29 protein-coding genes are annotated in these 26600 nt (G+C 69.1%); 18 read left to right on the top strand and 11 right to left on the bottom strand.

From position 1 onward, the window contains the following. Positions 1–54: 54 nt before the first annotated feature. The gene (locus QPK29_RS31850) at positions 55–1482 is read right to left on the bottom strand and encodes a methyl-accepting chemotaxis protein (RefSeq protein WP_400189917.1); all 1428 of its coding nucleotides are present in this window, start codon (positions 1480–1482) and stop codon (positions 55–57) included. A gap of 216 nt (positions 1483–1698) precedes the next feature. On the opposite strand from QPK29_RS31850, the gene QPK29_RS31845 reads away from it, so the two are divergent. The 5 genes from QPK29_RS31845 to QPK29_RS31825 all read left to right on the top strand — a co-directional run bounded on the left by QPK29_RS31845 (position 1699) and on the right by QPK29_RS31825 (position 5172). Continuing rightward, a complete protein-coding gene (locus QPK29_RS31845) occupies positions 1699–3219 on the top strand; it encodes an ATP-binding protein (protein WP_400189916.1) in 1521 nt (506 codons plus the stop codon). Beyond that, entirely contained in the window at positions 3216–3893 is a 678-nt protein-coding gene (locus QPK29_RS31840) for a response regulator (protein ID WP_371772236.1), read from the top strand. The genes QPK29_RS31845 and QPK29_RS31840 overlap by 4 nt, the downstream gene beginning before the upstream one ends. A gap of 88 nt (positions 3894–3981) precedes the next feature. Continuing rightward, positions 3982–4425 (top strand): hypothetical protein, encoded by a 444-nt coding sequence (locus QPK29_RS31835; RefSeq protein WP_056132139.1) that lies wholly within the window; start codon positions 3982–3984, stop codon positions 4423–4425. Between the two features lie 43 nt (positions 4426–4468). Next, positions 4469–4660, top strand: coding sequence for an oxidoreductase-like domain-containing protein (locus QPK29_RS31830; RefSeq protein WP_056132546.1), 192 nt, complete (start codon positions 4469–4471; stop codon positions 4658–4660). Further along, entirely contained in the window at positions 4657–5172 is a 516-nt protein-coding gene (locus tag QPK29_RS31825) for an arsinothricin resistance N-acetyltransferase ArsN1 family B (RefSeq protein WP_056132135.1), read from the top strand. The genes QPK29_RS31830 and QPK29_RS31825 overlap by 4 nt, the downstream gene beginning before the upstream one ends. On the opposite strand, the gene QPK29_RS31820 is transcribed toward QPK29_RS31825, so the two are convergent. The 3 genes from QPK29_RS31820 to QPK29_RS31810 are packed head-to-tail and all read right to left on the bottom strand — an operon-like array spanning position 5169 to position 8127. Continuing rightward, complete coding sequence (locus tag QPK29_RS31820; RefSeq protein WP_371772235.1) at positions 5169–5486, bottom strand: ArsR/SmtB family transcription factor; 318 nt, start codon at positions 5484–5486, stop codon at positions 5169–5171. The genes QPK29_RS31825 and QPK29_RS31820 overlap by 4 nt on opposite strands. 35 nt (positions 5487–5521) lie before the next feature. Beyond that, on the bottom strand, positions 5522–6709 hold the full coding sequence (locus QPK29_RS31815) for an MFS transporter (RefSeq protein ID WP_371772234.1): 1188 nt from the start codon (positions 6707–6709) through the stop codon (positions 5522–5524). Between the two features lie 11 nt (positions 6710–6720). Further along, on the bottom strand, positions 6721–8127 hold the full coding sequence (locus tag QPK29_RS31810) for an FAD-dependent oxidoreductase (RefSeq protein ID WP_371772233.1): 1407 nt from the start codon (positions 8125–8127) through the stop codon (positions 6721–6723). Between the two features lie 113 nt (positions 8128–8240). Here QPK29_RS31810 and QPK29_RS31805 point away from each other — a divergent pair, with 113 nt between their 5' ends. From QPK29_RS31805 to arsH, 4 genes are read left to right on the top strand one after another with little or no spacing between them, the layout of a single operon-like run. Beyond that, positions 8241–8555, top strand: a complete 315-nt coding sequence (locus QPK29_RS31805) for an ArsR/SmtB family transcription factor (protein ID WP_056132125.1) — start codon at positions 8241–8243, stop codon at positions 8553–8555. An 11-nt stretch (positions 8556–8566) separates the two neighbouring features. Then, on the top strand, positions 8567–9055 hold the full coding sequence (locus QPK29_RS31800) for an arsenate reductase ArsC (protein ID WP_371772232.1): 489 nt from the start codon (positions 8567–8569) through the stop codon (positions 9053–9055). Further along, positions 9055–10335, top strand: coding sequence for an arsenic transporter (locus QPK29_RS31795; RefSeq protein ID WP_371772239.1), 1281 nt, complete (start codon positions 9055–9057; stop codon positions 10333–10335). The genes QPK29_RS31800 and QPK29_RS31795 overlap by 1 nt, the downstream gene beginning before the upstream one ends. Positions 10336–10342: 7 nt before the next feature. Further along, positions 10343–11050 (top strand): arsenical resistance protein ArsH, encoded by a 708-nt coding sequence (arsH, locus tag QPK29_RS31790; RefSeq protein WP_056132118.1) that lies wholly within the window; start codon positions 10343–10345, stop codon positions 11048–11050. 115 nt (positions 11051–11165) lie between these two features. Here the strand turns inward: arsH and QPK29_RS31785 are convergent, their stop codons facing one another. Beyond that, a complete protein-coding gene (locus QPK29_RS31785; protein ID WP_371772231.1) occupies positions 11166–11303 on the bottom strand; it encodes a hypothetical protein in 138 nt (45 codons plus the stop codon). A gap of 174 nt (positions 11304–11477) precedes the next feature. Between QPK29_RS31785 and QPK29_RS31780 the strand changes: the two genes are divergently transcribed. Further along, entirely contained in the window at positions 11478–12074 is a 597-nt protein-coding gene (locus QPK29_RS31780; protein WP_371772230.1) for a CHRD domain-containing protein, read from the top strand. A 25-nt stretch (positions 12075–12099) separates the two neighbouring features. Here QPK29_RS31780 and gluQRS read toward each other — a convergent pair whose 3' ends face one another. Further along, positions 12100–12993: a tRNA glutamyl-Q(34) synthetase GluQRS gene (gene gluQRS, locus QPK29_RS31775; protein WP_371772229.1), complete on the bottom strand. Its 894-nt coding sequence runs from the start codon at positions 12991–12993 to the stop codon at positions 12100–12102. A 120-nt stretch (positions 12994–13113) separates the two neighbouring features. On the opposite strand from gluQRS, the gene QPK29_RS31770 reads away from it, so the two are divergent. Genes QPK29_RS31770 through QPK29_RS31755 form a run of 4 tightly spaced genes read left to right on the top strand, consistent with a single transcriptional unit; the run spans position 13114 to position 18985 of the window. After that, positions 13114–14964 carry an IucA/IucC family protein gene (locus tag QPK29_RS31770; protein WP_371772228.1) on the top strand — a complete coding sequence of 617 codons (1851 nt, stop codon included), beginning with the start codon at positions 13114–13116 and terminating at the stop codon, positions 14962–14964. Next, a complete protein-coding gene (locus QPK29_RS31765; RefSeq protein WP_371772227.1) occupies positions 14961–16157 on the top strand; it encodes an MFS transporter in 1197 nt (398 codons plus the stop codon). The genes QPK29_RS31770 and QPK29_RS31765 overlap by 4 nt, the downstream gene beginning before the upstream one ends. Next, positions 16154–18262, top strand: a complete 2109-nt coding sequence (locus QPK29_RS31760; RefSeq protein WP_371772226.1) for a TonB-dependent receptor — start codon at positions 16154–16156, stop codon at positions 18260–18262. The genes QPK29_RS31765 and QPK29_RS31760 overlap by 4 nt, the downstream gene beginning before the upstream one ends. 27 nt (positions 18263–18289) lie before the next feature. Further along, positions 18290–18985 (top strand): SOS response-associated peptidase, encoded by a 696-nt coding sequence (locus QPK29_RS31755; protein WP_371772225.1) that lies wholly within the window; start codon positions 18290–18292, stop codon positions 18983–18985. Here QPK29_RS31755 and QPK29_RS31750 read toward each other — a convergent pair. Next, the gene (locus tag QPK29_RS31750; protein ID WP_371772224.1) at positions 18977–19459 is read right to left on the bottom strand and encodes a nuclear transport factor 2 family protein; all 483 of its coding nucleotides are present in this window, start codon (positions 19457–19459) and stop codon (positions 18977–18979) included. The genes QPK29_RS31755 and QPK29_RS31750 overlap by 9 nt on opposite strands. 130 nt (positions 19460–19589) lie before the next feature. Between QPK29_RS31750 and QPK29_RS31745 the strand changes: the two genes are divergently transcribed. The 4 genes from QPK29_RS31745 to QPK29_RS31730 all read left to right on the top strand — a co-directional run bounded on the left by QPK29_RS31745 (position 19590) and on the right by QPK29_RS31730 (position 23636). Next, positions 19590–19841 (top strand): DUF3297 family protein, encoded by a 252-nt coding sequence (locus QPK29_RS31745; RefSeq protein ID WP_056132087.1) that lies wholly within the window; start codon positions 19590–19592, stop codon positions 19839–19841. Positions 19842–20002: 161 nt separating this feature from the next. After that, positions 20003–20308, top strand: a complete 306-nt coding sequence (locus tag QPK29_RS31740; RefSeq protein WP_371772223.1) for a hypothetical protein — start codon at positions 20003–20005, stop codon at positions 20306–20308. Beyond that, complete coding sequence (locus QPK29_RS31735; protein ID WP_371772222.1) at positions 20305–22518, top strand: glycosyltransferase; 2214 nt, start codon at positions 20305–20307, stop codon at positions 22516–22518. The genes QPK29_RS31740 and QPK29_RS31735 overlap by 4 nt, the downstream gene beginning before the upstream one ends. Further along, complete coding sequence (locus QPK29_RS31730) at positions 22515–23636, top strand: glycosyltransferase family 4 protein (protein ID WP_371772221.1); 1122 nt, start codon at positions 22515–22517, stop codon at positions 23634–23636. Before QPK29_RS31735 ends, QPK29_RS31730 begins: the two co-directional genes overlap by 4 nt. Here the strand turns inward: QPK29_RS31730 and QPK29_RS31725 are convergent. The 4 genes from QPK29_RS31725 to QPK29_RS31710 form a co-directional block, all read right to left on the bottom strand. After that, positions 23623–24183, bottom strand: coding sequence for a TetR/AcrR family transcriptional regulator (locus QPK29_RS31725; protein ID WP_371772220.1), 561 nt, complete (start codon positions 24181–24183; stop codon positions 23623–23625). The two genes, QPK29_RS31730 and QPK29_RS31725, sit on opposite strands and share 14 nt — an antisense overlap. Further along, a complete protein-coding gene (locus QPK29_RS31720; RefSeq protein ID WP_371772219.1) occupies positions 24180–24713 on the bottom strand; it encodes a dihydrofolate reductase family protein in 534 nt (177 codons plus the stop codon). The genes QPK29_RS31725 and QPK29_RS31720 overlap by 4 nt, the downstream gene beginning before the upstream one ends. A gap of 91 nt (positions 24714–24804) precedes the next feature. Continuing rightward, positions 24805–26106, bottom strand: a complete 1302-nt coding sequence (gltA, locus tag QPK29_RS31715; protein WP_056132071.1) for a citrate synthase — start codon at positions 26104–26106, stop codon at positions 24805–24807. Positions 26107–26169: 63 nt separating this feature from the next. Beyond that, positions 26170–26436, bottom strand: coding sequence for an FAD assembly factor SdhE (locus QPK29_RS31710; protein ID WP_036240314.1), 267 nt, complete (start codon positions 26434–26436; stop codon positions 26170–26172). Positions 26437–26600 lie beyond the last annotated feature (164 nt).

Raw genomic sequence — 26600 nt, 5'->3', positions numbered from 1 at the left:
CGCAGCGATGGCGCGTGCAAATTGGGTTCCCGCCTGCCCGCGAACGACGGGATTCTAGAGTTTCGACGAATCGAACCCGACCCGCACCGCCCCCCAATGCCGGCCGCCGATCTCGAGCGGCATCGACAGGTCGTTGATCACCTCCCCCGTATCGCGCAGATAGGTCTGGAACAGGAACGGCTTGCGGTTGGCGGCCAGCTTCGCGCCCACCGGGTCGTCGAAGATGCGTTTATTGCGGCAGTAGACGAGATCGTGCTCGCGCTGGCCCGTCGGCGTCTGCGAGAACTTGCTGTTGTGCGTGGGCGCGTAGCCGCGCGTGTCCACGGACAGCGCGTAAGTGCACCCGGGCAGGTCGGACAGGACGCGGTCGTACAGCGCCTGCAGGTCGCGCTCGACGGCGCGGTCGTAACCCGTCGTGAAGCGCGGCGGATCCGAACCTTCGATCGGGCGGTAGTCCTGGTCGAAGATGTCCGCGCCGCGCGCCAGGTGGCCGGCGAGGCAGCGGCCGACGGCGTCGCGCAGCTGGGTCGTCGCTTCCACCAGGCCGTCGAACGTCGTGCCGCCCGTGCGGAACTCGGCCAGCACGCCCTGCATTTCCTCGGTGGTCGCGCGCACTTCGTCGACGCGGCGCGACGCGTCGGCCATCGATTTACCCGTCTCCGACGCATTCGTCGCCATGTCCGTGACCTGGCGGCCGATCGACTGGCTGATGCTGTCCAGCGACTGCATCGCCACTGCCATCTCGTTGACGGTGCCCGTCATGCGCTCGAAATCGGCGACGAAGGTCTTGAAGTGGCCGGCAGCGAGGCCGACCTCGCGGGCCGACACGTTCACGCCTTCCAGGATCTCCTGCGTGGCGCCGGTGGTCGACTCGACGAGCGTGCGCATCTCGCTGTTGACGCCCGCGATCTTGGTCGTCTCTTCGTTGACCAGCTGCGACAGGCGCCGCACCTCGGCCGCGACGACGGCGAAACCGCGGCCGGCTTCGCCCGCGCGCGCCGCTTCGATCGCGGCGTTGATGGCCAGGAGGTTGGTCTGGTTGGCGATGCGCTGGATGATGCCGCCGAACTCGCTGATCGAGCGGGCATGGTGGTCCAGCTGCCCGACGGTGCGCGCGAAGCCATCCACCTTTTCCTCGATCGCGCGCATGCGCGCTTCCAGGTGCGACAACTCGTCCATCGACGCGCGCGCCACGGTCAGGTTACGGCCCGCCGTCCCCGCGATGTCGTCCGTGCCGGCCTTCACGCTGGCCGACAGCGCCGTCACCTCGCGCGCCGACGCCGCCAGCTCGCGCGACGCCGTGTACTGCTGGCGCGCCTTGTCGAGCGACTGGTCGACTTCCTTGCGCAGGCGCGCCGCGTTGATCGCCGTGCGGATGCTGCCGTCGCGCGCATTCAGCACCAGGCTGCGGACGCGGGCCGTCATGCCGGACCGTCCGGTCGGCGCGAACGCCGACGCGGACGGTATGAGCGTCGTTTTCAACCAATTCAACATAACTTGTCTCCCGGGTGGTCGGCTCTATTGACTTGCTGGCCGATTTTATTTGAGGAAAATATAGCTGCATTCTGGATACATGTCATCATTCGCGCAAAATCAACATACTGTCCAGCCTAATCGGGTAGACGCGCGCTATCACGTCGTATTTACCACACTAATTTGCCCTAAAATGCCTCTTCGTCAATTCCTGCACATTCCGCCTTGAAGTTCTCGATCGGTCATCGCTTGTTTGCCTCGGTCCTGCTGGCGATCCTCGCCGTGGCCGCCTGTGCCGTATTCCTGCTGCGCCAGAATGTGGTGGCCAGCTTCGGCGACTACGCCGCCGGCATCGAACTGGACCGCCTGGACGAGCTGTCGACCACGCTCACGCGCCGTTACCGCACCGGCAACGGCTGGGGTTTCATTCCCGCCACCGGCCGCCAGGACTGGATCGCGACGGAGCTCGCGCGCCTGCAGCGGCTGCGCGACGATGGGGTACCTTCCGCCACGCCGGTCATGCCGGTCGCACCGGCCGCGCCCGTCCCGCCTGCGCCACCCGCGCCGCCGGCCCCGCCGCTGCCGCCGCTGCCCGGTCCCCGCGTGGCGCACGTTCCCATCGTGCCCGACCTGCCCGACCCCGGCCCATTACCGCTGGCGCGCCGCGTCACGCTGCTCGATGCGAACGGGGCCTGGCTAGCCGGCCGCCGTCCGGGCCCCGACGCCGCCACGGTCCGGCGCGCGCTGGAGGTGAACGGCCGCACGGTCGGCTACCTGGCCGTCGTCCGCGATGCCCGTCCCGGCGACGCGCTGGCTTATGCGTTCCTGCAGCAGCTCACCGACAGCCTGTGGCAGATCGTCGCGCTCGCGGTGGGCCTCAGCGCCCTCGCCGCCGTGCTGCTGGCGCGCCACTTCCGCAGTCCGATCCGGCAACTGGCGGCGGGCAGCCGGGCACTGTCCGAGGGCCACTTCGACCTGCGCCTCCCGGCGCAGCGCAGCGACGAACTGGGCGACCTCGCGCGCCACTTCAACGCCCTCGCGGCCCGGCTGGCCGGCGCGGAGCAGGCACGCCGCCAATGGGTCGCGGACACGTCGCACGAATTGCGCACGCCGCTGGCCGTGCTGCGCGCCCAGCTGGAAGCGCTGCAGGACGGCGTGCGCGGCGCCACGCCGGACACGCTCGACGCCATGCTGCGCCAGGTGCTCGCGCTGAATAAACTGATCGACGAGCTGTACGCGCTGGCGCGCGCCGACGTCGGCGCGCTCGAATGCAAGCCGGTCGCGCTCGACCTGTGGACGCTCGCATGCGCCGAGGCGCGCGGTTTCGAAGAACGGTTCAAACAAGCTGGCCTCGCGCTCGATTTCGGCCCCGGCCCGGTAGCGGCACAAGTCATGGCGGACCCCGACCGCATGCGCCAGGTGCTCGCCAACCTGTTCGAGAACAGCCTGCGCTACACGGCTGCCGGCGGCCGCATCCACCTGCATGCGCATGCGGACGGCCGCGGCATCCGGCTGCACCTGGACGACAGCGCGCCGGGCGTCCCGGACGGCGCGCTGGCGCACCTCGGCGACCGTTTCTATCGCGTGGACGCGTCGCGCAGCCGAGCCCACGGCGGCGCCGGCCTCGGGCTCGCGCTGTGCCGGCGCCTCGTGGAAGCCCAGGGCGGCACGCTCGCCTTCGCGCACGCACCGACCGGCGGCCTGCGCGCGACCATCACGCTGGCGCGCGCTGGAGACCCGGCATGAGCGACCGCATCGTCATCGTCGAGGACGAGCCGGAACTGGCTGCGCTGGTGGCCGACTACGCGCGCGCGGCCGGCTACACGGCCGACGTGTGCGGCGACGGCGCCGCCGCGCTGGAGGCGGTACGGCGCGATCCGCCCGCGCTGGTCGTGCTGGACCTGATGCTGCCGGGGCTCGACGGGCTGTCCCTGTGCCGCGCGCTGCGGGCCGATGCGAACCCGCTGCTGGCCGGCCTGCCCGTCGTGATGGTGACGGCGCGCGTGGAAGAAATCGACCGCCTGCTGGGCCTCGAGGCGGGCGCCGACGATTACCTGTGCAAGCCGTTCAGCCCGCGCGAACTCGTCGCGCGCATCAAGGCGATCCTGCGCCGCGCGGGGCGTCCCGCGCCGGTCGTCGCCGTCGATACGCTCGCCCGCCGCATCGCCATCCACGGCAAGGCGCTCGACCTGACGCCGACCGAATACGGCATCCTGGCCGCGCTGGCGCGCCGCCCCGGCCAGGTCTTTTCGCGCGCCCAGCTGCTCGACCTCGCGCGCGAGGGCAACGCGAGCCTCGACGTGACGGACCGCGCCATCGACACCCACGTCAAGAACCTCAGGCGCAAGCTCGACGCCGCGCTGCCGGGCGTGGACGCCATCCGTTCGATCTACGGGCTCGGCTACCGCTTCGATCTTTGACGGGCGGTCTTCATTTTTTCTCCACAATCGGCATGCACGATACCGACATGGCCCGCCGCGTCGTGCGGGCCACGACAAGGAGAAGACCATGAAACCCACCATCCTCGGCATCCTGCTGGGCGCCGTCATGCTGCCCGCGCTGGCGCAGACGACGGACGAGCACGTCCACGTGAGCATCCACTGCAAGACCGCCACCGGCAAGTGCAAGGCCCCGCCCGTGCCCCCTGTCCCGCCAACGCCGCCCGCACCACCGGCCCCGCCCGCACCGCCCGTCCCGGACGTGGGCGAAGCCGGCGTGCCGCCCGCGCTGCCGCCCATCCCGGCCGTGCCCGGCGTCCCGGCCGTCCCCGCACCGCCACCGCCACCGAAGCTGCCGCAGGTCCCGGCCGAGGCGCACGCGGCCTGCGCCGGCAAACCGGCCGGCAGCGCGCTCACGTGGGACCTGGGCGGCGGCGAAGTCATGAAAGGCGTCTGCGCGCAACGGAACGGCAAGACGGTATTCGTGCTGCGCAGCTATGAGCTGAACGGGTAGGCCTACTCGACGCGCAGGGCGCGTTTGCGGTATGCTGCCCCGCATGTCCGATCCCGTCACACCCCTGCCCGACCCGCGGCCGCTGCCGCCCATCGAACCTGCGCTGGAAGATTGCTGCGGCTCCGGCTGCCCGAACTGCATCTTCGACGTCTACCAGATGCTGCTTGCCAATTACAAGGAAGCGCTGGCGGCGTGGGAGGCGCGGCATCCGGAAGCCGCCGGAGAGCAACCGTGACCGCCACCCGCATCCGCCCCGCCACACCGCTTGATGCCGCCCGCATCTGCGCCATCTACAACCACTACGTCACGACCACGACGGTCAGTTTCGAGGAAGACGCGGTCGGCGAAGCCGAGATGGCCCAGCGCATCGCCGACGTCGGCGCCGCCGGCCTGCCGTGGCTCGTGCTGGAGGTCGACGGCACGCTCGCCGGCTATGCGTATGCGACGAAGTGGCGCGTGCGGCCGGCCTATCGCCATTCCGTCGAGAGCACCGTCTACCTGGACAAGGATTGCACCGGCCGGGGGCTGGGGCGGGTCCTGTACGGCGCGCTGCTGGACGAGTTGCGCAAGTGCGAACTGCGCCTGGTGATCGGCGGCATCGCCCAGCCGAACGCCGGCAGCGTCGGCCTGCACGAAGCGCTGGGCTTTCGCAAGGTGGCCCACTTCTCGGAAGTCGGCATGAAATTCGGCCGCTGGGTCGACGTGGGCTATTGGGAACTGAACCTGGCCAGGGACGGACAGGGTTAAAGCGCCCCGATCGCCTGCTTGAGCTGCTCCAGCCGGTCCCGGTTGGCGCAATAGCAGACCCGTTGCACGTCCGCCGAACCTTCGATCAGGCCCGCCTCCTTCAGGATCGTGACGTGCTGCGAGATCGTCGACGGCGCCAGCGGCAACACGTCGGCCAGGTTCCCGAAATAGCACTCGCCGTGATCGATCAGGTGACGCAGCAGCTGGACGCGCGCGGGATGCGACAGCGCCTTGCACATGCGCGCGAGGTCGTCGGCGTCGAATTCCGTCGTACGGGCGCGCTCGGTCGCCGGGGGGCAGCAGGACTTGGACATGGTGCGTTCGTGGTTGGGCGAACGCAGGATAGACGTCAGGCGGGACGCTTGTCAAAAGTTTTGTCCGGCGCGACTGCGCGCAGGTAGAACGCGAGGGACGCGAGCGACATGGCCAGCAGCGCGGCCAGCAGCAGGGCGGGACCGTCGGCGCGGCCCAGCAGCGCGGCCGCGATCAACGGTCCCGCCGCCTTCGACAACAATGCCGGCCCGGCCATGGCCCCCGCGATGGCGCCGTAGTGGTCGCGCCCGAACAGCGCCCGCGGCAACGATCCGCGCAGGATCGTGAGGATGCCGTTGCTCAAGCCATACAGCACGCAGAACGCGGCCACCGCCCAGGCCTGCGCACCGCCCAGCGCGATGACGGCCAGGGCCGCCGGCAGCAGCGCGAACGTCACCTTGCCGACCGTTTGCGGTGCCGTGTGCCGCGCGAACGCCATCTCGCCCACGCGTCCCGCCACCTGCATCGGACCGATCAGCGCGGCCAGCAGCACCGCAGTCTCCCTCGCCTGGCCAAGACGTTCGAACAGCGGAATCAGGTGGACCGCCAGCGCCGAGAAGACACAGGTATTCGCCGCGAATGCCAGCGCCAGCGTCCAGAACGCGGGATGCCGTACGGCTTCCGCGAACGTGTGTCCGCGCGCCGGACCCACGCGTGCCACCGCGGGCGCGCCGGCGCCAAGGCCCAGGTGCAGCGGCATGCACACGGCGAGTTGCACGATCCCGTACAACAGGTACGTGTCGCGCCATCCATGCGACGCCTGCAGCCACGCCGTCAACGGCCAGAACAGCGTGCTGGCGAAGCCGCCGAACAGCGTCAGCGTCGACATCGCCTGCCTTGCCCCGCTATCGAGTTGCCGCTGGATCGTCGCGAACGCGGCTTCGTACAGCGTCAACGCCATCGCCAGGCCGACCAGCGTCCAGGCGGCGTAGTACGACACCGCGCCCGTGCAGCGGCCGAGCCAGGCCAGCCCCAGGAAACACAGGAACGAGCCGCCCGCCATGATGGCGCGGCCGCCGTGACGGTCCAGCAGGATGCCGACCGGCGCGGCGGCCAGCCCGGCGACGAGCAGCGCCCACGAGAACGCGCCGAACACCACCTCCGGCGCGAGGCCGAGATCGCGCCGGATGCCGGGCGCCAGGATGGTGAAGGCGTAGTACAGCGAACCCCAGGATACGATCTGGGTCACGGCGAGGATGCCGACGGTCGTCGATGGGCGGCGCATGCGGACTCCGCTCAGGCGCAGCAGCCCGTCGGGGCGGGATGACGGCAACCGCATGCACCGCCCGCGGCCGCTGCCGGCACGCAGCAGGCGGCCGCTGCCGCCGGGGCCACGCCGCAGCACCCGTCCGCCGGCCCTGGCGCGGCGTCGTCGAAGGCCAGCCGCGTGTTGCAGACGCCCGTTTCCGGCAGGTCGAGCTGGACGTCGTCGGCGGCCGCCAGGTCGCCCGCCAGCGCGGCGACGACGGAACGCACCTGCTCGTACCCGGTCGCCAGCAGGAAGTTCGGCGCGCGGCCGTAACTCTTGGCGCCGACGACGTAATAGCCGGGCTCCGGGTGCGCCAGCTCGCGGTGTCCGTGCGGCCGGACGGTGCCGCAACTGTGTTCGTTGGGGTCGATCAGCGGCGCCAGCGCATCCGTGCTCTCGAGCCAGGGATCGTGGCGTACGCGCAGCTCCCGGCCCAGGCCCAGGTCGGGCCGGGCGCCCGCCGCGCAGACGATCCGGTCGATGCCGTCGATCACCGGCACCGTGCCGTCCACCGGCGCACCCGTCGCCCGCAGCCGCCCATCGATCTCGTCCAGGGCCTGGATGCGGAAGTCCTGGCGCAATACCAGGCCGCCCGCGTCGCGCAGGGCCTTGAGGCGCAGCCCCAGCTCGCCGCGCGCCGGCAATCCGTCCGCGGCGCCGCCGCCGAACACCCGGTCGAGGCGGCGGCCGCGCGTCGCCCACACGATGCGCGTCGCCGGGTCGTCCTGCGCCAGCCGGGCCAGCGCGAGCAGCGTGCCGGCCGCGGAATGCCCGGCGCCCACGACGAGGATCTTCTTCCCCGCGAACCGCGCGCGGGCGGCCCCCAGCACGTCGGGCATGCCGTAATCGATGCGTGCCGCCAGCGCCGCTTCGCCGAGCGCGGGAATGCCGTCCGCCCCCAACGGGTTCGGGTGCGACCACGTGCCGGTCGCATCGATCACCGCATCGGCCAGGTACGCGCGCGGCCCGGCGGCCGTGTCGGCGCGGATGACGAACGGCGCACGCTCGCGGCCCTGCGTTTTCACCTTGTCGAAGCCGGCGCGCGTGAGCGCGCTGACGCGGTGGCCGAACAACAGGTGCGGCGCGATCTCGGGCGTGGCGGCCAGCGGCGCCAGATAGTCGTCGAGCAGTTCGCCGGCGGTCGGCAGGGCGTCGGGCGCCGGCGCCGTCCACCCGTGGCGCTCCAGCAGCTGGCGCGCGGCCTTGTCCACGTCGTACTGCCATGGCGAGAACAGGCGCACGTGCCGATAGGTCGCGAGGTTCGCGCCCGGCGCCGCGCCCGCCTCGAACACCAGGGGCGCCAGGCCGCGCGCGACCAGGTGCGCCGCGGCCGCGAGGCCCACCGGACCGGCGCCCAGCACCGCGACCGTAAGTTGTCGTTCGTTCGTGTCCATCGTCGTTCTCTCCTTTATTCGTTATTCGACGAATACAGAATAGATTCCCGCACTCGACCATGTCAAGTCATTTCGACTATAATCGAATTATCGAATTGAAAAGCGGAGCGACCATGGACAACAAGGAAGCGGTGGCGGCCCTCGCCGCCCTCGCGCAGGAATCGCGGCTGGCGACCTTCCGGCTCCTGGTGCAGGCCGGGCCGGACGGACTTGCCGCCAGCAGGATCGCGGAAGCGCTGGGCGTCCCGCCCTCGTCGCTGTCGTTCCACCTGAAGGAGCTGACCCACGCCGGCCTCGTCGTCCCGCGCCAGGAGGGCCGCTTCGTCATCTATGCCGCCCGCTTCGACGCGATGAACGCCCTTGTCGGCTTCCTCACCGAAAACTGCTGCGGCGGCACGCCCTGCTCGCGCGACACCTCCTGCTGCTGACTCTTATCTCCATGAACATACTCTTCCTCTGCACCGGCAACTCCTGCCGCTCCCTGATCAGCGAAGCCGTCTTCAACCACCTGGCCCCCGCCGGCTGGCGCGCACTCAGCGCCGGCAGCCACCCGACCGGCCGGCTGAACGCCCGCGCGCTCGCCCTGCTGGCCGCCAAGGGCATCCCGACCGACGGCTACTACAGCAAATCGTGGGACGGCTTGCCCATCACGCCGGACGTCGTCGTCACCGTGTGCGACAGCGCCGCCGGCGAAACCTGCCCGGCCTACCTCGGCCCGGTACTGCGCACGCACTGGGGCGTGGAGGATCCGAGCCACGTGAACGGCACGGAGGCCGAGATCGATGCCGCGTTCGAGCGGGCGTACGCGATCCTGCGCGCCCGCATCGAGGCATTCCTGGCGCTGCCGCCCGAGCGCCTGGCCGGCGACCGCGCGGCCTTCAAGGCTGCGCTCGACCATATCGGCAAGCTGGACGGATCGATGCCGTGATGCTGCCGGCGCTGCTCATCTTTCTCGCCACGCTGGCCCTCGTCATCTGGCAGCCGCGCGGACTCGGCATCGGCTGGAGCGCCGCCGCCGGCGCCGGCGTCGCGCTGCTCGCGGGCGTGATCCGCGTGGACGACATCCCGGTCGTCTGGCACATCGTCTGGAACGCCACCGGCGCCTTCGTGGCCATCATCGTCATCAGCCTGCTGCTCGACCGCGCCGGGTTCTTCGAATGGGCCGCGCTGCACGTGGCGCGCTGGGGCGGCGGCCACGGCCGGCGCCTGTTCGTGCTGCTGGTGCTGCTCGGCGCGGCCGTCGCGGCGCTGTTCGCGAACGATGGCGCGGCGCTAATCCTCACGCCGATCGTGATCGCGATGCTGGCCGCGCTGCGCTTCCCGCCGCGCGCCACGCTCGCGTGCGTGATGGCGGCCGGCTTCATCGCCGACACGTCGAGCCTGCCGCTGGTCGTGTCGAACCTCGTCAACATCGTGTCGGCGGATTATTTCGGCATCGGCTTCGCGCGCTACGCGGCCGTCATGGTGCCGGTCGATATCGTCGCGGTGCTGGCGACGCTCGCCGCGCTCGTCGCGTACTTCGGCCGCGACCTGCCCGCCCGCTACGACCTCGCCCAGCTCAAGCGCCCGACGGATGCCATCCGCGACCGCGCGACCTTCATCGCCGGCTGGTACGTGCTGGCGCTGCTGCTGGCCGGTTTCTTCTGGCTGGAACGCGCGGGCGTGCCGATCAGCGCCGTGGCCGCGACGGGTGCGCTCGTGCTGCTGGCCGTCGCCGCGCGCGGCCACGTCATTTCCGTGCGCGCCGTGCTGCGCGGCGCCCCATGGCAGGTCGTCGTGTTCTCGCTCGGGATGTACCTGGTGGTCTACGGCTTGCGCAACGCCGGCCTCACGGACGGCCTGACGGCGCTGCTGGCGCGCAGCGCGGCGCACGGCACCTGGGGCGCCGCGCTCGGCACCGGCTTCGCGACCGCCCTGCTGTCGTCGGTGATGAACAACATGCCCACCGTGCTGGTCGGCGCGCTGGCGATCGACGCCGTTCCCGCCACCGGCGCCGTGCGCGAGGCGATGATCTATGCCAACGTGATCGGCTGCGACCTCGGTCCGAAGATCACGCCCATCGGCAGCCTGGCCACGCTGTTGTGGCTGCACGTGCTGGCGGACAAGGGCATCCGTATTTCCTGGGGCCAGTACTTCCGCACCGGCGTCGTGCTGACCCTGCCGATCCTGTTCGTGACGCTGGCCGCGCTGGCGCTGCGGCTTTCCTGACACCACCATGGACAAACTCCCCAACATCGACTTCGAACGCCTCGACCTGCCGACGCCCGCCAAGCTGGAACCCGTCGGGGACCTCGATCATCCGCCGCGCATCCTGATGCTGTACGGCTCGCTGCGGGAGCGCTCGTTCAGCCGCTTCCTCACGTACGAGGCGGCGCGCATCCTCGAACACTTCGGCGCGGAGGTGAAAATCTTCGACCCGATGGAATTGCCGATGGTCGGCAGCGTGCCGGAGACGCATCCGAAGGTCGTGGAACTGCGCGAACTGTGCCTGTGGTCCGAGGGCCAGGTGTGGTGCAGTCCCGAACGCCACGGCGCCGTCACGGCCGTCATGAAGAACCAGATCGACTGGATTCCGCTCGAACAGGGCGCGGTACGGCCCAGCCAGGGACGCACGCTCGCCGTGATGCAGGTCTGCGGCGGTTCGCAATCGTTCAACGTGGTCAATACGCTGCGCCTGCTGGGACGCTGGATGCGCATGTTCACGATCCCGAACCAATCGTCGGTGCCGATGGCGTACAAGGAATTCGACGACGCCGGCCGCATGCGCCCGTCCGCGTACTACGACCGCGTCGTCGACGTGATGGAGGAACTCGTCAAATTCACGCTGCTGCTGCGCGGCCGCACGGATTACCTGACCGACCGCTACAGCGAACGCAGCGAACGGGCGCGCAAGGCCATCGACCGGCAGATCGGCAAGCTGTAGAGCCCGCAACGTTCCCCAGCGAACAGTCAACCGGCGGCCCCGTCATTAGGCCGACGGCAGCATCACGATCATGAAGCGGCCGCTGGCGACGGATCCGGTGCGCACCTGAAGGCGCTCAGAACGCGTAGCCGGCGCCGAGCAGGAACACGTCGGAATCGCGCGCGTAATTCGTGATGACGCGGCTCCAGGTGAGCTGGCCGCGCCAGTGGTCGTCGATGCGGTAGCGCACGCCGATCGAAGCGAGCGGCGCCACGTAATGGAGTCAATTAGGATCAGTTGAAGATTATGCCAAGCTTTCCAAATCAAAGTCGCCCATAGGCACTATCTCAGCCGTATGGTGTGAGGCCGCCCATGTCTTCGGTGCTAAGTTTTTAGTCAGCACCCCAGGACGGGGTGCGCGCAGGACTTTTGTTCAAAGGAGGTACTCATGAAACGTGTTCTGTCAGTCCTTGCACTGGCGGCGGCGTCGACCGCCATCGCCGTGCCCGCCGCTGCCGCCCCGGCCGACCCGAGCTACCGGGCCGTCGCCAGCGGGGCGCTGGAAAGCCCGCCCAACCCCTCGCCCGGCACCAGCCTCGTGACGATCGACCTGGGCGGGAAGGAAATGTTCGTCGACATGCCGTTCCGCGACCTGGACGGCACCACCACCGGCGCCCACATCCATTGCTGCACGAGCTCGGCCTTCACGGGCACGGCGCCGGTGGCGATACCGTTCCAGGACTTCCCGCTAGGCGTCCGCGCGGGCACCTACACCAACGCCGTCGCGCTGGATGACGCGATGTCCTACGATCCCGCCTTCGTGAGCACGCACGGCGGCACGGCCTCGAGTGCCGAAACGGCCCTCATCGACGCCATCAATGCCAACGAGGCCTACGTCAACGTCCACACGAGTCTCTATCCGAACGGGGAAATCCGCGGCTGGCTGGTGGCCGCACCGCCCGTGCCGGAGACGGCCGAGTGGTCGCTGCTGGCCGTGGGTCTCGGCGGGTTGATGTGGATGAGCCGGAGGCGGCCGATGGTGTGAGATCGATGGTTGATGCGGGGAGGCATCAACTTACATGCAACGCAGCCCACGCGGGCACCGCGACCCGCCAGAATGCTTCCAGCGACCTTGGCTCGCCCACTTCCAGCCCGAGAAAACCCGCCGATTGCCGCAACGCGGCCACTGCAGCTTCCTCGTCCCCCGGCCGCACGGCCAGCGCCCCCGTCTGCTTCGACAGTTTTTCGCCATTCGCATTGCGCACCACCGGCACATGCAGGTAGCGCGGCGTCGGCACGTTCAACAGCCGCTGCAGGAAGATCTGGCGCGGCGTGGAATCGAGCAGGTCGGCGCCGCGCACGACGTCCGTCACACCCTGCTCCGCATCGTCCACGACGACGGCCAGCTGGTACGCCCAGTAGCCATCCGCGCGTTTCAATACGAAGTCGCCCGACTCGCTGGCCAGCCGCTGCGTGACGACGCCGGCCACGCGGTCCTGGAATGTGATGACGTCCGCGCCCGCCTCCGGCACGCGCAGGCGCAGGCTGCGCGGGCTGCGGCCCGGCGCGAGGCCATGGCGGCACGTGCCCGGGTAGATGGCGGCGCCGTCGGGCGCGAAGCCCAGGCGCGAATCGGCGATCTCGCGGCGGTTGCAGCCGCACGGGTAGACGTGGCCGGCGAGACGGTCGTACGCAGCCTCGTACAGGTGCTTGCGCCGGCTCTGCCACACGACCTCGCGGTCGGACTCCATGCCCAGCCGGTGCAGCAGGTCGAGGATCTCCCCGGCGGCGCCAGGCACGCTGCGGCCCTCGTCGATGTCTTCGATGCGGACCAGCCAGGTGCCGTGGTGGGCGCGCGCATCCAGATAACTGGCCAGCGCGGCGACCAGCGACCCCGCGTGCAGCGGGCCCGTGGGCGATGGAGCGAAGCGGCCGACGTAGCCGCCGTTGGATCGGGTGTTCATCGGCGCAACCTTAACATACGCCCCTGCCTTGATCCAGATCGGGCAATATTGAGAATCGTATTGAGAATGATTCGCGTTTACGTTATGCTGCGTTCCCGTCGTTATTGAGAAGGCAAGCCGATGAACGCGATACCGAAACTGCTCGACCCCGTCGATCACTCCCTGGACGCCGTTGCCGCCGAGCTGGCATCGTCCGACGCCCGCCGGCGCAGCCTGCAGCGCACATTGCAGGCCCTGTTCCGCGAACGCCTCCTGAACGGGGACCAGTTGATCACGGAGGGCGCGGTATCGTGGCTGCCGCTGTGGGCGCAACAAGGCATGTTGCGCTTCGAAGGCCTGAGCCTCGGCCGCATCGGCGATTGCCGGCTGGCCGGCGGCGTGTCGTACTACGCGACCGGGGAACGGCCGCAGCCGGTCGCGCACGCGGCGGCGCTGCTGGCCTGCGTGGCGCCCTCCCTGCCGGGCGACGGCGCGGACCTGCAACGGCTCATCCACGAACTCGACAACAGCCTCGCCAACGACGTGCTGTGCCTCAGCTACCGGCGCGGCTGGGCGCGGGCGCTGCGCGCCGGACTGGGCGCGGCCGACATCCATTTCATCGCCGCGCTGCGCAAGTCGAACCACGCGAATCCCGCCCTGCTGCTGGAGCAATGGGGCACGCTGGGCCACCCGTGGCATCCGACGTTCAAGACGAAGCTGGGATTGTCCGCGGACGAGGTCACGTCCCTGTCGCCGGAATTCCAGCCGACGCTGGCCGTGCCGCTGGCCGCGATCCGCGCGGACAATGCGCACGTGACCTTCTCCACCGGCGACGGCGATTACCTCGCGTGGTTCGGCCGGCACTTCCCACAGCCGCTGCTGCGCTGGAAAGTCGCCCTGGCGGCGCTGGGCAGGTCGCCGTCCGACTGGCTCCCGCTGCCCCTGCATCCATTCCAGGCCGGCCGGGTGATCCCGGAAAAATTCGCGGCCGAGATCGCGCGCGGCGACCTGCTGCTGCCGGACGACGTGGCGCTCGACGCGACACCGACCATGTCGTTCCGCACCGTCGTCCCGGCCGGCTCGCCGACCCTGCCGCACCTGAAGCTGCCGGTGTCGCTGCGCCTGACCAGCGTGCAGCGGACCGTGTCGCCGAAGTCCGCCGTGATGGGACCGCGCATCACGCGCCTGCTCGCGACGATCCTCGACGCCGAAGCGGGTTTCGGCGGCACGCTCGACATCGTGCGCGAGGATGTGGGCCTCCACTACCTCGACCCGGACGGTAACGACGACCGCGCGCGCCACCTGGCGATCCTGTACCGCGCCAATCCGATGGCGAAGGCGGACGGCGCGCGCTTCCCGGTCCCCGTCGGCGCACTGTTCGCGGAATCGCCGTTCAGTGGCCGGCCGCTCGTCACGGAGGCCGTCGCGCTCGCGTACGGCGACCATGCCGCCGGCGCCGTCGCGTACTTCGAGCGCCACGCGCGGACCGTGCTGACGGCGCTGCTGTCCGCCTACCTCGTGTACGGCATCGCGTTCGAGGCGCACCAGCAGAACAGCTTCATCATGCTCGACGCGGACCACGCGCCCGTGCAACTGCTCGCGCGCGACTTCGGCGACCTGCGCATCCACGGTCCCACCCTGCGCGGCGCGGGCCGCGCGATCGACGCCTACCGCGCCGGCGCCACCGTGTACGAAGATGAAGAGCCCGTGCGCGACAAGCTGCTGCACGCCGTGCTGCTGTGCCACCTGTCCGAACTGGCGCTGCTGCTGGCGCGCGCGTACGGCCATCCCGAGCAGCCGTTCTGGGACGTCCTGCGGCGCGAGATCGACGCCGTCTTCACGGCCTTGCGCGACCGCGTCGACGCGGCCCGCTGGCACGCCGAACGCGCGGCGCTGCTGGAGCACGACTGGCCGGCGAAAGCGTTCCTGCGCATGCGCCTGTCCGACACGCAGGACGACGTGCACGGCACCATGCCCAATCCGCTCGCATGACCACCACGCGCTGGCTGTTCGCGCTGCAGCTCGTGGCGATGGGCGCCATGGAGATGAGCGGCCCGTTCTGGCCCCTGCACCTGCGCCGCGTGGGCGACCTGGCGCCGCATGCGCTGGCGTGGGTCAGCGCCATCGCCTATGCGGGCCCGCTGGCCATGGCGATGTGCACGACGCCGTGGTGGGGCCGCCTGGGCGACAAGGTCGGCCACAAGCCGATGCTGCTGCGCGCGCTGCTCGCGCTGGCGGCCACGCAATGGTGGATCGCGGCGACGGACAACGTCGCCGTCATCCTGTCCGTGCGCCTGCTGCAGGGCGCCCTGGCCGGCTACATCGCGGCCGCCCAGGCCTACGGCGCGCGGCTCGTGACGCGCGCGGCGCGCGGCGCGCTGATGGCGCAGCTGCAGGCCGCGACGGCCATCGGCTCCGTGACAGGTCCGGTGATCGGCGGCTGGCTGTTCGATGCCCAGGGTTTCGCCAGCGTGAACGTGTGGGCGGGCGCCGCGTGCCTGCTGTGCGCGGCGCTGGCCTTCCTCGTCCTGCCGGCCGTCGCGCCGCCGGCCACGCGCTCCCCCGGCGTGCGTGAGCGGAAGGCGGCGCTCCCGGCCGGGCTGTATGGCCTGCTGCTCGGCATCGTGCTGGTGCAAGCCGGGAAGATGATGCCGCAGACGTTCTTCGGCCTGTATGCCGACGAAGTCCTGCACGTATCGAACCGCGTGACGGGCCTGTGCTATGCGGGCACTGCCCTGGGCCTGTGCGTGGCCGCGCCGTACTGGGCCCGGCGCTTCGCGCACCTGGCGCATGCACGCGTGCTCGCGCAGGTCGAATGGATTCTCTGGGCGTGCGCCGCCATCGTCGCGCTGCAGGCGCTGGTCACGAACATCGCCCTGTTCGTGCTGGCGCGCGTGCTGTGGGGCGTGTGCCTCGCGGCGCTGCTGCCCGTCTTTTATGGCCTGCTCTCGCGCGCAGCGGCGGACGACGAACAGGGCCGCGTGCTCGGCGCCGGCAACGGCGCCGCCAAGGCCGGCGCGCTCGTCGGCGCCGGCGCGGGCGGCCTCGCGCTCGCGTGGGTGCCGCTGGCCGCCATGTTCTGGACCGTCGCGCTGCTGTACGCCGTCGCCGCCGTCGGCATGCGCGCGATCCGGACCCGCTCGTCCGATTTCCAACACCTTCAAACAACAACAGGAACATCATGAAACAAGTACTGCGCCCCCTCCCCTGCCTCGTCGCCCTTGCCTGCAGCGTGTGGACACCGGTCCGTGCCGAAGAACCCGCGATGCCGGAAGTCGTCATCCGCGACCGGAAGATCGACGCCGGCTCGTACGAAGTCACGGAGACCAACACGGCCACCAAGATCGACGTGCCGCTGCGCGACATTCCGCAGACCGTCAACGTGGTGCCAGCCGTCGTGCTGCACGACCAGAACGCGCTGTCGCTGCAGGACGCGCTGCAGAACGTGCCGGGCCTGTCGTTCTCGGTCGGCGACGGCCAGCGCGACCAGGTGACGATCCGCGGCTTTTCGGCGATCAGCGACCAGTTCGTGGACGGCGTGCGCGACGACGCGCTGTACTTCCGCGACCTCTCCAACATCGAGCGCGTCGAGGTGCTCAAGGGGCCGGCGTCCGTGCTGTACGGCCGCGGCTCGGCCGGTGGCCTCGTCAACCGCGTGACGAAGAAGCCGCTCGCGGATCCGCTGCTGGAGGCGGGCGTCACGCTCGGCTCGCACGGCCAGCGCCGCGGCGAGTTCGACGTCGGCGCGGCCAACGACGACAAGGACGCGCTGTTCCGCGTGACGGGCGCCGTCGAGGACTCGACCGGTTTCCGCGACCGCTACTTCCTGCGCCGCCAGGCGCTCGCGCCGTCGGCCACGTTCAAGCTGTCGCCCGCCACGACGCTGACCCTGCAGGCGGACTACCTGCACGACAAGCGCCTGGCCGACCAGGGCGTGCCCAGCTACCACGGCCGTCCCGTCGACGTGCCGGTCGAGACCTATTTCGGCGCCGCCAACGCCACCGCGCGCGCATTCGTGCAGAGCGACGTGAAAAGCGCCACCGCGACGCTCGACCACGCGTTCACGCCGGACCTGAAACTGCACACCGTGCTGCGCGCGTACGACTACGCGCTCGACCGCAACTACACGTCGATCGGCACCATCAAGGATGGCGCCAACCCGACCGTCGCCATCGGCCAGAGCCACCGCCTGCGCGACGAGGACGGCCGCTACCTGCAGAACGAGCTGTCCCAGACCGTCGACTGGGGCACGACGAACCACAAGCTGCTGTACGGCGTGGAACTCGGCCGCCAGAACAAGGGCGAGGTGCTCCGCTCGCGCAACAACGTGGCGACGTACAACCTGTTCCATCCGGTGCTCGTCGACCTGCCGGTGCTGCCGGACAGCGTCGCGGCCAGCGCGGACAACCGGAACCGCGTCGACATCGCGGGCCTGTACCTGCAAGACCTCGTGGCGCTGACGCCGGAATGGAAAGTCCTGGCCGGCGTGCGCTACGACCACCTGAAGCAGGACCGCGACGACCGCACGGCGAAGAACATCGACCTGCGGCGCACGGACGACACGTGGTCGCCGCGCCTGGGCGCCGTGTACCAGCCCACGAGCCGCGTGGCCGTCTACGCATCGTGGAACCGCTCCTTCCAGCCCATCGCGGATTCGTTCACGTTCCGCGCCAACAGCGACACCCTGAAGCCCACGCAGACGGTCAACAAGGAAGCGGGCGTGAAGCTCGACCTGACGGCCCGTTCGAGCCTGACGGCCGCGCTATTCGACATGACCCAATCGAACATCCAGGTCGCCGATCCGGCCAACACGAACTTCTCGCTGCCCATCGGCCGCCAGCGCACGCGCGGCCTGGAACTGAGCTTCATGGGCGAGATCGCGCCGGGCTGGGATGCGATCGCCGGCTATGCGAACATGCTCGGCACCATCGAGGACTCGACGGAACTGACGTCGGCCGGCAAGCCGTTCGAGGGCAACACGGCCGCGCTCACGCCGCGCCACACGTTCAACGCATGGATCAAGCACCGCCTCGACGGCCACTTCTGGGTCGCCGCCGGCGGCCGCGCGGAATCGGGCCGCTATGCGTCGCCGGACGACCTGACGACCTTGCCGGGCTACGGCGTGCTGCAGCTCGGCGCGGGCTACGACAGCGGCAAGGTCGACGTCACGGTCACGGTGCGGAACCTGCTCAACCGCACGTACTTCGTGTCCGCGCACAGCGGCGCCAACGACTACAACCTGCCGGGCGAGCCGCGCACGGTGCTGGTCAGCGCGCGTTACCGCTTTTAAGGGGCGTTTTTATGTCAAACTAGCGCCATGTGCGTCAACTACCGCCCCCCGCTGCCCGAACAACTCGACATGGTGCTCGGCACCCTCGTCGACCTGTACCGCGACTGGGACTGGCCCAGCGAAACGTGGAAGGATTACACGGCCCCGATCGTGCGCGCGGGGCCGGACGGCGAACGCGTGCTGCAGCTCGCGAGCTACGGCATGGTCCCGCGCCGCCACATCCCGGCCGGTGTCAAACCGTTCGACACGATGAACGCGCGCGCCGAATCGCTGGGCGAAAAGCGCTCGTTCGCCCCGGCCTGGCGCCGCACCCAGTTGTGCGCCGTGCCGATGACCTGTTTTTATGAGCCCAACTACGAAAGCGGCCGCGCCGAACGCTTCGGCATCGGCATGCGGGACGACGGCATGTTCTTCGTGGCGGGCCTGTGGCGCGAATGGTCCGAGGCCGACGGGACGATCGCGGCGTCGTTCACGCAGATCACAATCAACGCGGATGACCACCCGCTGATGCGGCGCTTCCACAAGCCCGACGACGAAAAGCGCGCGCTCGTCGTGCTGCCGCCGGACGACGTCGACACGTGGCTGCACTGCCGCGATCCGGAGCTGGCGCGCAGCTTCCTGCGCCCCTATCCGGCCGAAGAGATGAAAGCTTGGGCTGCGCCGAAGACGCCCGTGAAAAAAACGCCGCCGCCATCGGCGCCGCAGAACCTCGAATTATTTTGATTCGGCCGCCTTGACGACCTCGATCACCTTCTTCGCCGCCTCGTTCGGCACCGCCAGCGACAGCTGGTAATGCACGATCTCGAATCCGGCCGGCGTCCTGCGGATGATGCCACTGGCCATGCAGTGGCCCATGTTTTCCGTGTCGAGCAATTCGTCGAACCAGATCATCGATCCATCCGCCGTCGCGTAGACATTGCGCCGCGTGGGATGAAAGACCCACGCGGCCTGCTTGCCCTCGAAGTATTTGCGGCCCCACTCGCGGAAAGCGTCGCGCTGCCATAGTTCGGTGCGGTCCGTGCCGATGTAGACGCCGTCCGGCGCCATCTTGTCGAAGTAGCGCATGCGCGCGTGCGCGGCATCGTCGTGCCAGCCGTCGACGAACGCATCGACCTGCTGCGCGAGGGCCGGGTCGACGCCGGCGGCGTGCGCGAGGCCGGCCACGAACAGGCAGCAGGCGAGGATGAGCGATTTCATGGTCTTGATGTCCTCATGTGGCCAGATCGAACGAACTTCGGCCGAGCATAGCGAAATGTTGCAACTGCGTCCACCGGGACGGATCACGCGGCGCTCGCGCGTGCGCACGGAATCGTGGATAATTCCCGCCATGAACGATACTACCCAACTCCCACCCCTGCCCGACCGCCTGTCCATCGACCCGAAGAGCCCGCACCACAACGCGGAAGTCTTCAAGCACCCGGTCGGCATCCGTTTCAACGGCAAGGAACGCACGGACGTCGAGGAATACTGCCTGAGCGAAGGCTGGATCAGGGTCGCCGCCGGCAAGACCCTGGACCGCAAGGGCCGCCCGATGCTGATCAAGCTGAAAGGTACGGTCGAGGCGTATTACGCCGTCTGAGCATTCATCGATAACGTGGACATGCGAAGGCCGCCGGAGCGATCCGGCGGCCTTTTTTCATGGCTGTGTTCGCGCAGTCAGGAACCGTGATCCAGCGCTGCATGATGGACGATTGATTACGTTAATATTGCGCAGTTAACAATTTCCTATGACGTCACTTCATGGAAGCATTACCGCGACGCATCGTACGCACCCTGGCGGGCTGGCCCGTCGTGGGCCGCCTCGTCCGCATACTGGTGGCGTTGATCCGCTTGCCGGAACACAATGATCGGCAGCATCGTTTCGCGACCGAACAACTGCCGGCACTGCTGCACACGATGTCCGACCTGAACGCCCGCACGCTGGCCGTCCTGCAGGATCCCGAGAACCTCGCCCAGTCGCTTCCGGTGACGCTGCGCGGGCTGACGCGGGAACTGGCCGAGTTGCGGACGCGGCTGGAACGGCTGGAGCGGCAGCTCGGGCAATGACGTCCTTTTCCATCGTCATCAATACGCTGAACCGCGCGTCCCTGCTGCGGCGCGTGCTGGCGGGCCTGGCGCACCTTCGTTACGCGGGACAGTTCGAAGTCATCGTCGTCCAGGGGCCATGCACCGACGACACCGCGCAAGTGCTTGCTGAGTGGGGATCGCGGATCCGCACGGGAACCTGCCCGGTCGCCAACCTGTCGATGTCGCGCAACATCGGTATCCGCATGGCGCGCGGCGACGTGGTGGCGTTCATCGACGATGACGCGATTCCCGAACCGGAATGGCTGACCCACCTGGCGGCAGCCTATGCCGATCCGCAGGTCGGCGGCGCCGGCGGCATCGTATGCGACCGCAGCGGCTACACGTTCCAGTACCGGTATGCGACCGCGACAAGGCTGGCCGAGACCGACTGGCGCGCACCTGGCGCAAGCCCGTCGCTGTGCTTCCCGGCTTCGTTCCGCTTTCCCTATCTGCAGGGCACCAACGCATCGTTCCGGCGCACCGCGCTGCTCGAGGTGGGCGGGTTCGACGAGGAGATCGAATACTACCTGGACGAGACCGACCTCTGCTGCCGCCTGATCGATGCGGGCTTCCTGATCAGGCAGCTGCCGGATGCGTATGTGCACCACGAGGCCGCGCCGAACGCGGTACGCGACGCGGCGCAGCTCACCGTGGCGTCGTATCCGATCCTGAAGAATTCGCTGTATTTTTCGCTCAAGCACGGCCTGCCGTATGTCCCGCTCGCGCACATCGAGCGCCTGCATGCGGAGCGGGTCGCCGCCCGGCGCGCCGACGTCGTCCACCTCGTCGCCGCCGGCCGCCTGCCGCCGGCGGCGCTCGATGACTTCGATGCCGCGGCGGTCCGCGCCGGCGAAACAGGCCTGCGCCGCGGCCTGGAAAGCCCCCGCCCGGGCAGCGCGCCGACGACATGGTCGCCACTGCCGGGCGACTTCCTGCCGTTCGCGGCGCGCGCGCATCCGGACGCGCGCACGGTGGTGCTGGTGTCGCGCGACTATCCGCCCGGGCATCGCGGCGGCATCGCCGTCTTCCACCGCGACCTGGCCGAAGCGCTGGCGCAGGCGGGGCACCAGGTGCACGTCATCACGGAAGGCGCCAACGAGGTGAGCCTGGAGAACGCGGTCTGGATGCATCGCATGGCCGTACAGCGCCGCACGCGCACGCCGGCCGCGGTCGCGCGCGCGATTCCGCAACCCGTCTGGGACTGGTGCGCGACTGCGCTGGCGGAGACGCGCCGCATCGCCGGCCTGCGTCCCGTCGACGTGGTCGAGGCGCCCATCTGGGACACGGAGGGTGCCGCGCTGTTGCTCGATGGCGGCTGGCCACTGGTCACGAGTCTGCAGACCACCCTGCATTTCTGGCTGCAGGAACATCCCGACCTGCGCAATGACGCGCGCTGGATGGCGGATTTCGGCACGCCGATGCTGGCGCTGGAACAAGAGCTGATGCGCGGCTCGCATGCGGTGCGTGCGATCAGTGAGGCCATCCGCCGCGACATCGAACAGGCGTACGGATTCCGGTTCGACCCTGCCGCCGTGATGACGGTCCCGCTCGGGATGCCGGATGCGCCCGCCGCGCCGCCGCCCGCACCCCGGGGCGGACGCATCGACGTGCTGTTCGTCGGCAGGCTCGAAGCGCGCAAGGGCATCGACGTGCTGCTCGCCGCGATACCGCGGGTGCTGGCCGCGCATCCGTCCATCCGCTTCCGCATCCTGGGCGACAACACGATTCCCCGGCCCGGAGAGCGCACCAGCTACGTGGACGCCTGGCGCGCGCAAGGCCATCCGCGGCGCTGGGGGGACCGGGTCGTGTTCGAAGGCCGCGTCGACGACGCGACGCTGCGGGCCGCCTACCGCGATTGCGACGTGTTCGTGGCGCCGAGCCGCTTCGAGTCGTTCGGCCTGGTATTCCTCGAAGCCATGCGGGAAGGCAAACCGGTGATCGGCTGCCGCGCCGGCGGCATGCCGGAAGTCGTCGCCGACGGCCTCAACGGCATCCTCGTGCCGCCCGGCGACAGCGCGGCGCTGGCCGACGCGATCCTGGAACTCGCGGCTTCCGCGCCGCGGCGCGCGGCGCTGGGCGCGGCCGGCCGCGCGCGGTTCGTCCAGCATTTCACCGCGGCGCGCATGGCGCAGTCCAGCATGCCGCTGTACGACCTGGCCCGCGGACGCTTCGCGCCGCAAGCGGCATGAAGGTGTCATTGATCCACGGCGTCTGCGTCCGCCACGACGCGATTTCGAACGCCATCGCCGACCAGTACCACTGGCTGCGCGGCGCGGGGCACGACGTGCGCCTGTATGCCCACGTCTGCCACCAGCCCGGGGTGGCGTGTCATGCGGTGGGCGCGCTGTCGGACGTGGCGTTCGACGCGCATTTCCAGCAAAGCGACCTGGTCCTTTTCCATTTCGGCATCTACTACGCGCTGTTCAACCTGCTGCCCGTCGTGCCACGCGGCGCGCGGCGCGTGGTCGCCTTTCACAACATCACGCCGAAACACCTGATGGCTCCGGCGCAGCACGAGACGATCGACCGCTCGTTCCGGCAGATGGCCAACATCGCGTTCGCCGACCACGTGTTGTGCGACAGCGGGATCAACCTCGGCGTGCTGCGCGCCGCGCGCATCGGGACCGCCGCCACCGTGCTGCCGCTCGCCGTCGCCAGTCCGCCGGCGCCGGTGCCGGACAAGCCCAGCGCGCGCGACGGCATCGTCCGTCTCGCCTTCGTCGGACGGCTGGTCGGGTCGAAAGGCCCGCAGGACCTGCTGGCGGCGCTCCGCCAGGTACTCGCGCAAACGGGACCCGACGTCCGCCTGGCGCTGGACGTCGTCGCCAACATCGCGTTTTCGGATCCTGCACTGCTCGACATGATGCGCGCGGCGGCCACCGACCTGCCCCGCGTTGCCGGCGGCCGCATCGTCGTGCGCCTGCACGGCGACGCACCGGAAGACGCCAAGGAACGGATCCTGCGCGATGCCGACGTGTTCGTCCTGCCGACCCGTCACGAAGGCTTTTGCGTCCCGATCGTGGAAGCGCTGGCCGCGGGCTGCAAGGTCATCGCCTGCGACAATTCGAACACGCCGGCCGTGACCGGCGGCCATGCCAGCCTGGTGCCGACCGGCGATGTCGATGCCCTTGCCCGTGCACTTGCCGCGGATATCGCGCAAGTCCGCGCCCCCGCATGGCGGTCGGCGGGCGCAGGAGGCTATGGCGAGCACGCCCTGGACGCGTGGCGCTTCGTCCAGCAGTTCAGCCCCGCGCTGATCCGGCAGCGCTTCATCGATGCGGTCGGGACCCTGGTCAACCTCGACTGAATGGCGCCAGCAGGCAGTCCAGCGCCTGCCGGTACACCTCCCGCAACGCGTCCACGCACCCCGCGTCGGCGCGGGCGGCGATGAGCGCAAGCCCGCTGCCGTGCGCGTGGTCGACGAGGATGTCGCGCCATAGCAGGTGCGCCGGCGTGACGGCCGCGAGCAGCGCGGTCAGGCGGTCCGTGATCTCGCGGCTCGCCCCCGCGAAGGCCGCCGGCTCGGCAAAGATCGCGAGCGTCAGCTGCGGGTGCGCGACGACGGCGTCGTGATAGCGCGTCAGCAGCACTCTTACCCCGTCGACGGGACCGGCGGCCGCGTCGGCATCCTGCAGCACATCGCCGTACAACCGGTCCGACAATGCCCGCAGCAGGCCGGCGCGGTCGGTCACGTGGTGGTACAGGCTCATCGGCGTCACGCCCAGCCGGGCCGCCAGCGCGCGCATCGTCAGGCCGGCGTCGCCATCCTCGTCGAGCAGGGCCAGCGCGGCATCCAGGATGGCGTCGCGCGTGACGCCCTGCCCGCGCGCGGGCCGGCCGCGCGGGCGCGTCATGGCTGCACGCGGTACGTGGATTGCACGAGGCCCGAGGGGAAGCTGCGGCTGGCGACGAGGGACAGGTCGCGGTCGGCCGGGAGTGCCCCGAACAGCGGGCGACCGGAGCCGATCAGCACCGGCACCGTCGTGATGACCATGTCCTCGACCAGCCCCGCGCGCAGGAATGCCTGCACGACCTGGCCGCCGTCCACGTAGACCCGGCGTGCGCCCTCCTGCTCCAGGACGCGCATGGCCTCGGGCGGTGCCAGGTCCGCGAAACGCACCTTGCCGCGCAGGCGGTCGGGAACCGGCGTGCCGGCCAGTCGGCGCGACAGCACGAGCACCGGCCGGTCGTACGGCCAGGGGTCGAACGTCGCCACCTTCTCGTAGCTGCCGCGGCCCATCACGATCGCATCCTTGTCGGCGATGAAGGCGTCGTAGCCGTGGTCTTCGTTCGGGTCGTCGCGGGCGAGCAGCCAGCCGATGTCGCCGTCGGGGCGCGCGATGTAGCCGTCCAGGCTGGTGGCGATGAATACGTGTCCGCTCATGGAGTCTCCTTATTTATACACTGTATATTTTATACGAAGACGCAAAAAAAGCGAGCCCGCAGGCTCGCTTTCTTGACGACGACGAAGCGGATCAGCGCTTGTCGATGGTCGGCACGTCGCGAACGGTCGAACCGACGAACAGCTGGCGCGGACGGCCGATCTTCTGTTCCGGGTCGGCGATCATTTCGTTCCACTGGGCGATCCAGCCGATGGTACGGGCCATCGCGAAGATACCGGTGAACAGCGAGACCGGGATGCCCAGGGCCGACTGCACGATGCCCGAGTAGAAGTCGACGTTCGGGTACAGCTTGCGCGACACGAAGTAGTCGTCGTTCAGGGCGATCTTTTCCAGTTCCATCGCCAGCTTGAACAGCGGGTCGTCCTGCAGGCCCAGTTCGTTCAGCACTTCGTGGCAGGTTTCGCGCATCAGCTTGGCGCGCGGGTCGAAGTTCTTGTACACGCGGTGACCGAAGCCCATCAGCTTCACGCCCGAGTTCTTGTCCTTGACCTTCTCGATGAAGGCCGGGATGTTCTCGACCGAGCCGATTTCCTTCAGCATGTTCAGTGCGGCTTCGTTCGCGCCGCCGTGTGCCGGGCCCCACAGGCAGGCGATACCGGCTGCGATACAGGCGAACGGGTTGGCGCCCGACGAACCGGCCAGACGGACGGTCGAGGTCGAAGCGTTCTGCTCGTGGTCGGCGTGCAGGATCAGGATGCGGTCCAGGGCGCGGACGAGGACGTCGTTGACCTTGTACTCTTCGCACGGGTTACCGAACATCATGCGCATGAAGTTCGCGCTGTACGACAGGTCGTTGCGCGGGTACACGAACGGCTGGCCGATCGAGTATTTGTAGGCCATGGCGACCAGGGTCGGCAGCTTGGCGATCAGGCGGATGGCCGAGATCTCGCGCTGCTTGGCATCGTTGATGTCCAGCGAGTCGTGGTAGAACGACGCCAGGGCGCCGACGGTACCCACCAGCACCGACATCGGGTGCGCGTCGCGGCGGAAGCCGCGGAAGAAGAATTGCATCTGCTCGTGGACCATCGTGTGCTTGGTCACGGTGGCGACGAATTTTTCCTTTTCTGCGGCGTTCGGCAGTTCGCCGTTCAGCAGCAGGTAGCAGGTCTCCAGGAAGTCGCAGTTGACGGCCAGCTGCTCGATTGGGTAGCCGCGGTACAGCAGCTCGCCCTTGTCGCCATCGATGTAGGTGATGGCCGACTGGCAGGCGGCGGTCGACATGAAGCCAGGGTCATAGGTGAACTTGCCGGTCTGGCCGTACAGCTTGCGGATGTCGATGACGTCCGGGCCGATCGTGCCTTTGTAGATCGGCATGTCTACCGATGGGCTGCCGTCCGAAAACGACAGGGTGGCTTTGGTATCAGAGATGTTCATGGCACTTCCTTCTTTGGGAGGTGAGTCTACAAGACAAAATAAAACGAAATCTTCCGGTTTCGCTCAGGCTTGCCGCAGCCGCGCCACCAGGGCGCGGACGTGCGGGAGGTCGACCTCGCCTTCGGGCTCGGCGCGCCCCAGCAGCAGGTCCATCAGCGGGTTATCCGCCAGGTCCAGCAGACGGGTCAGCGCATCGACTTCCTCGTCCGTCATGGTTTCTTCATGCGCATCCAGGAAGCGCGTGAGGATCAGGTCGTTCTCGAGCAGGCCGCGGCGGGCGCGCCAGCGCAGGCGGGCACGGTTGGCGGGGTCGGATTGATGCGTATTCACACTAGAGTCCGTTGTTGGGTCAACACTATACTCCGGCTGCCGGAGGCCGGCAGTACGGTAGTTTTACTGTTTCGGTTCGATGAGCCGGGTTTAGATCGCGCGGCGTACCAGCAATTCCTTGATCTTGCCGATGGCCTTGTTCGGGTTCAAACCCTTCGGGCACA

This window comes from Massilia orientalis (genome assembly GCF_030411975.2).
GTDB lineage: Bacteria > Pseudomonadota > Gammaproteobacteria > Burkholderiales > Burkholderiaceae_D > Telluria > Telluria orientalis.
This window is presented reverse-complemented; position numbering and strand designations above follow the sequence as displayed.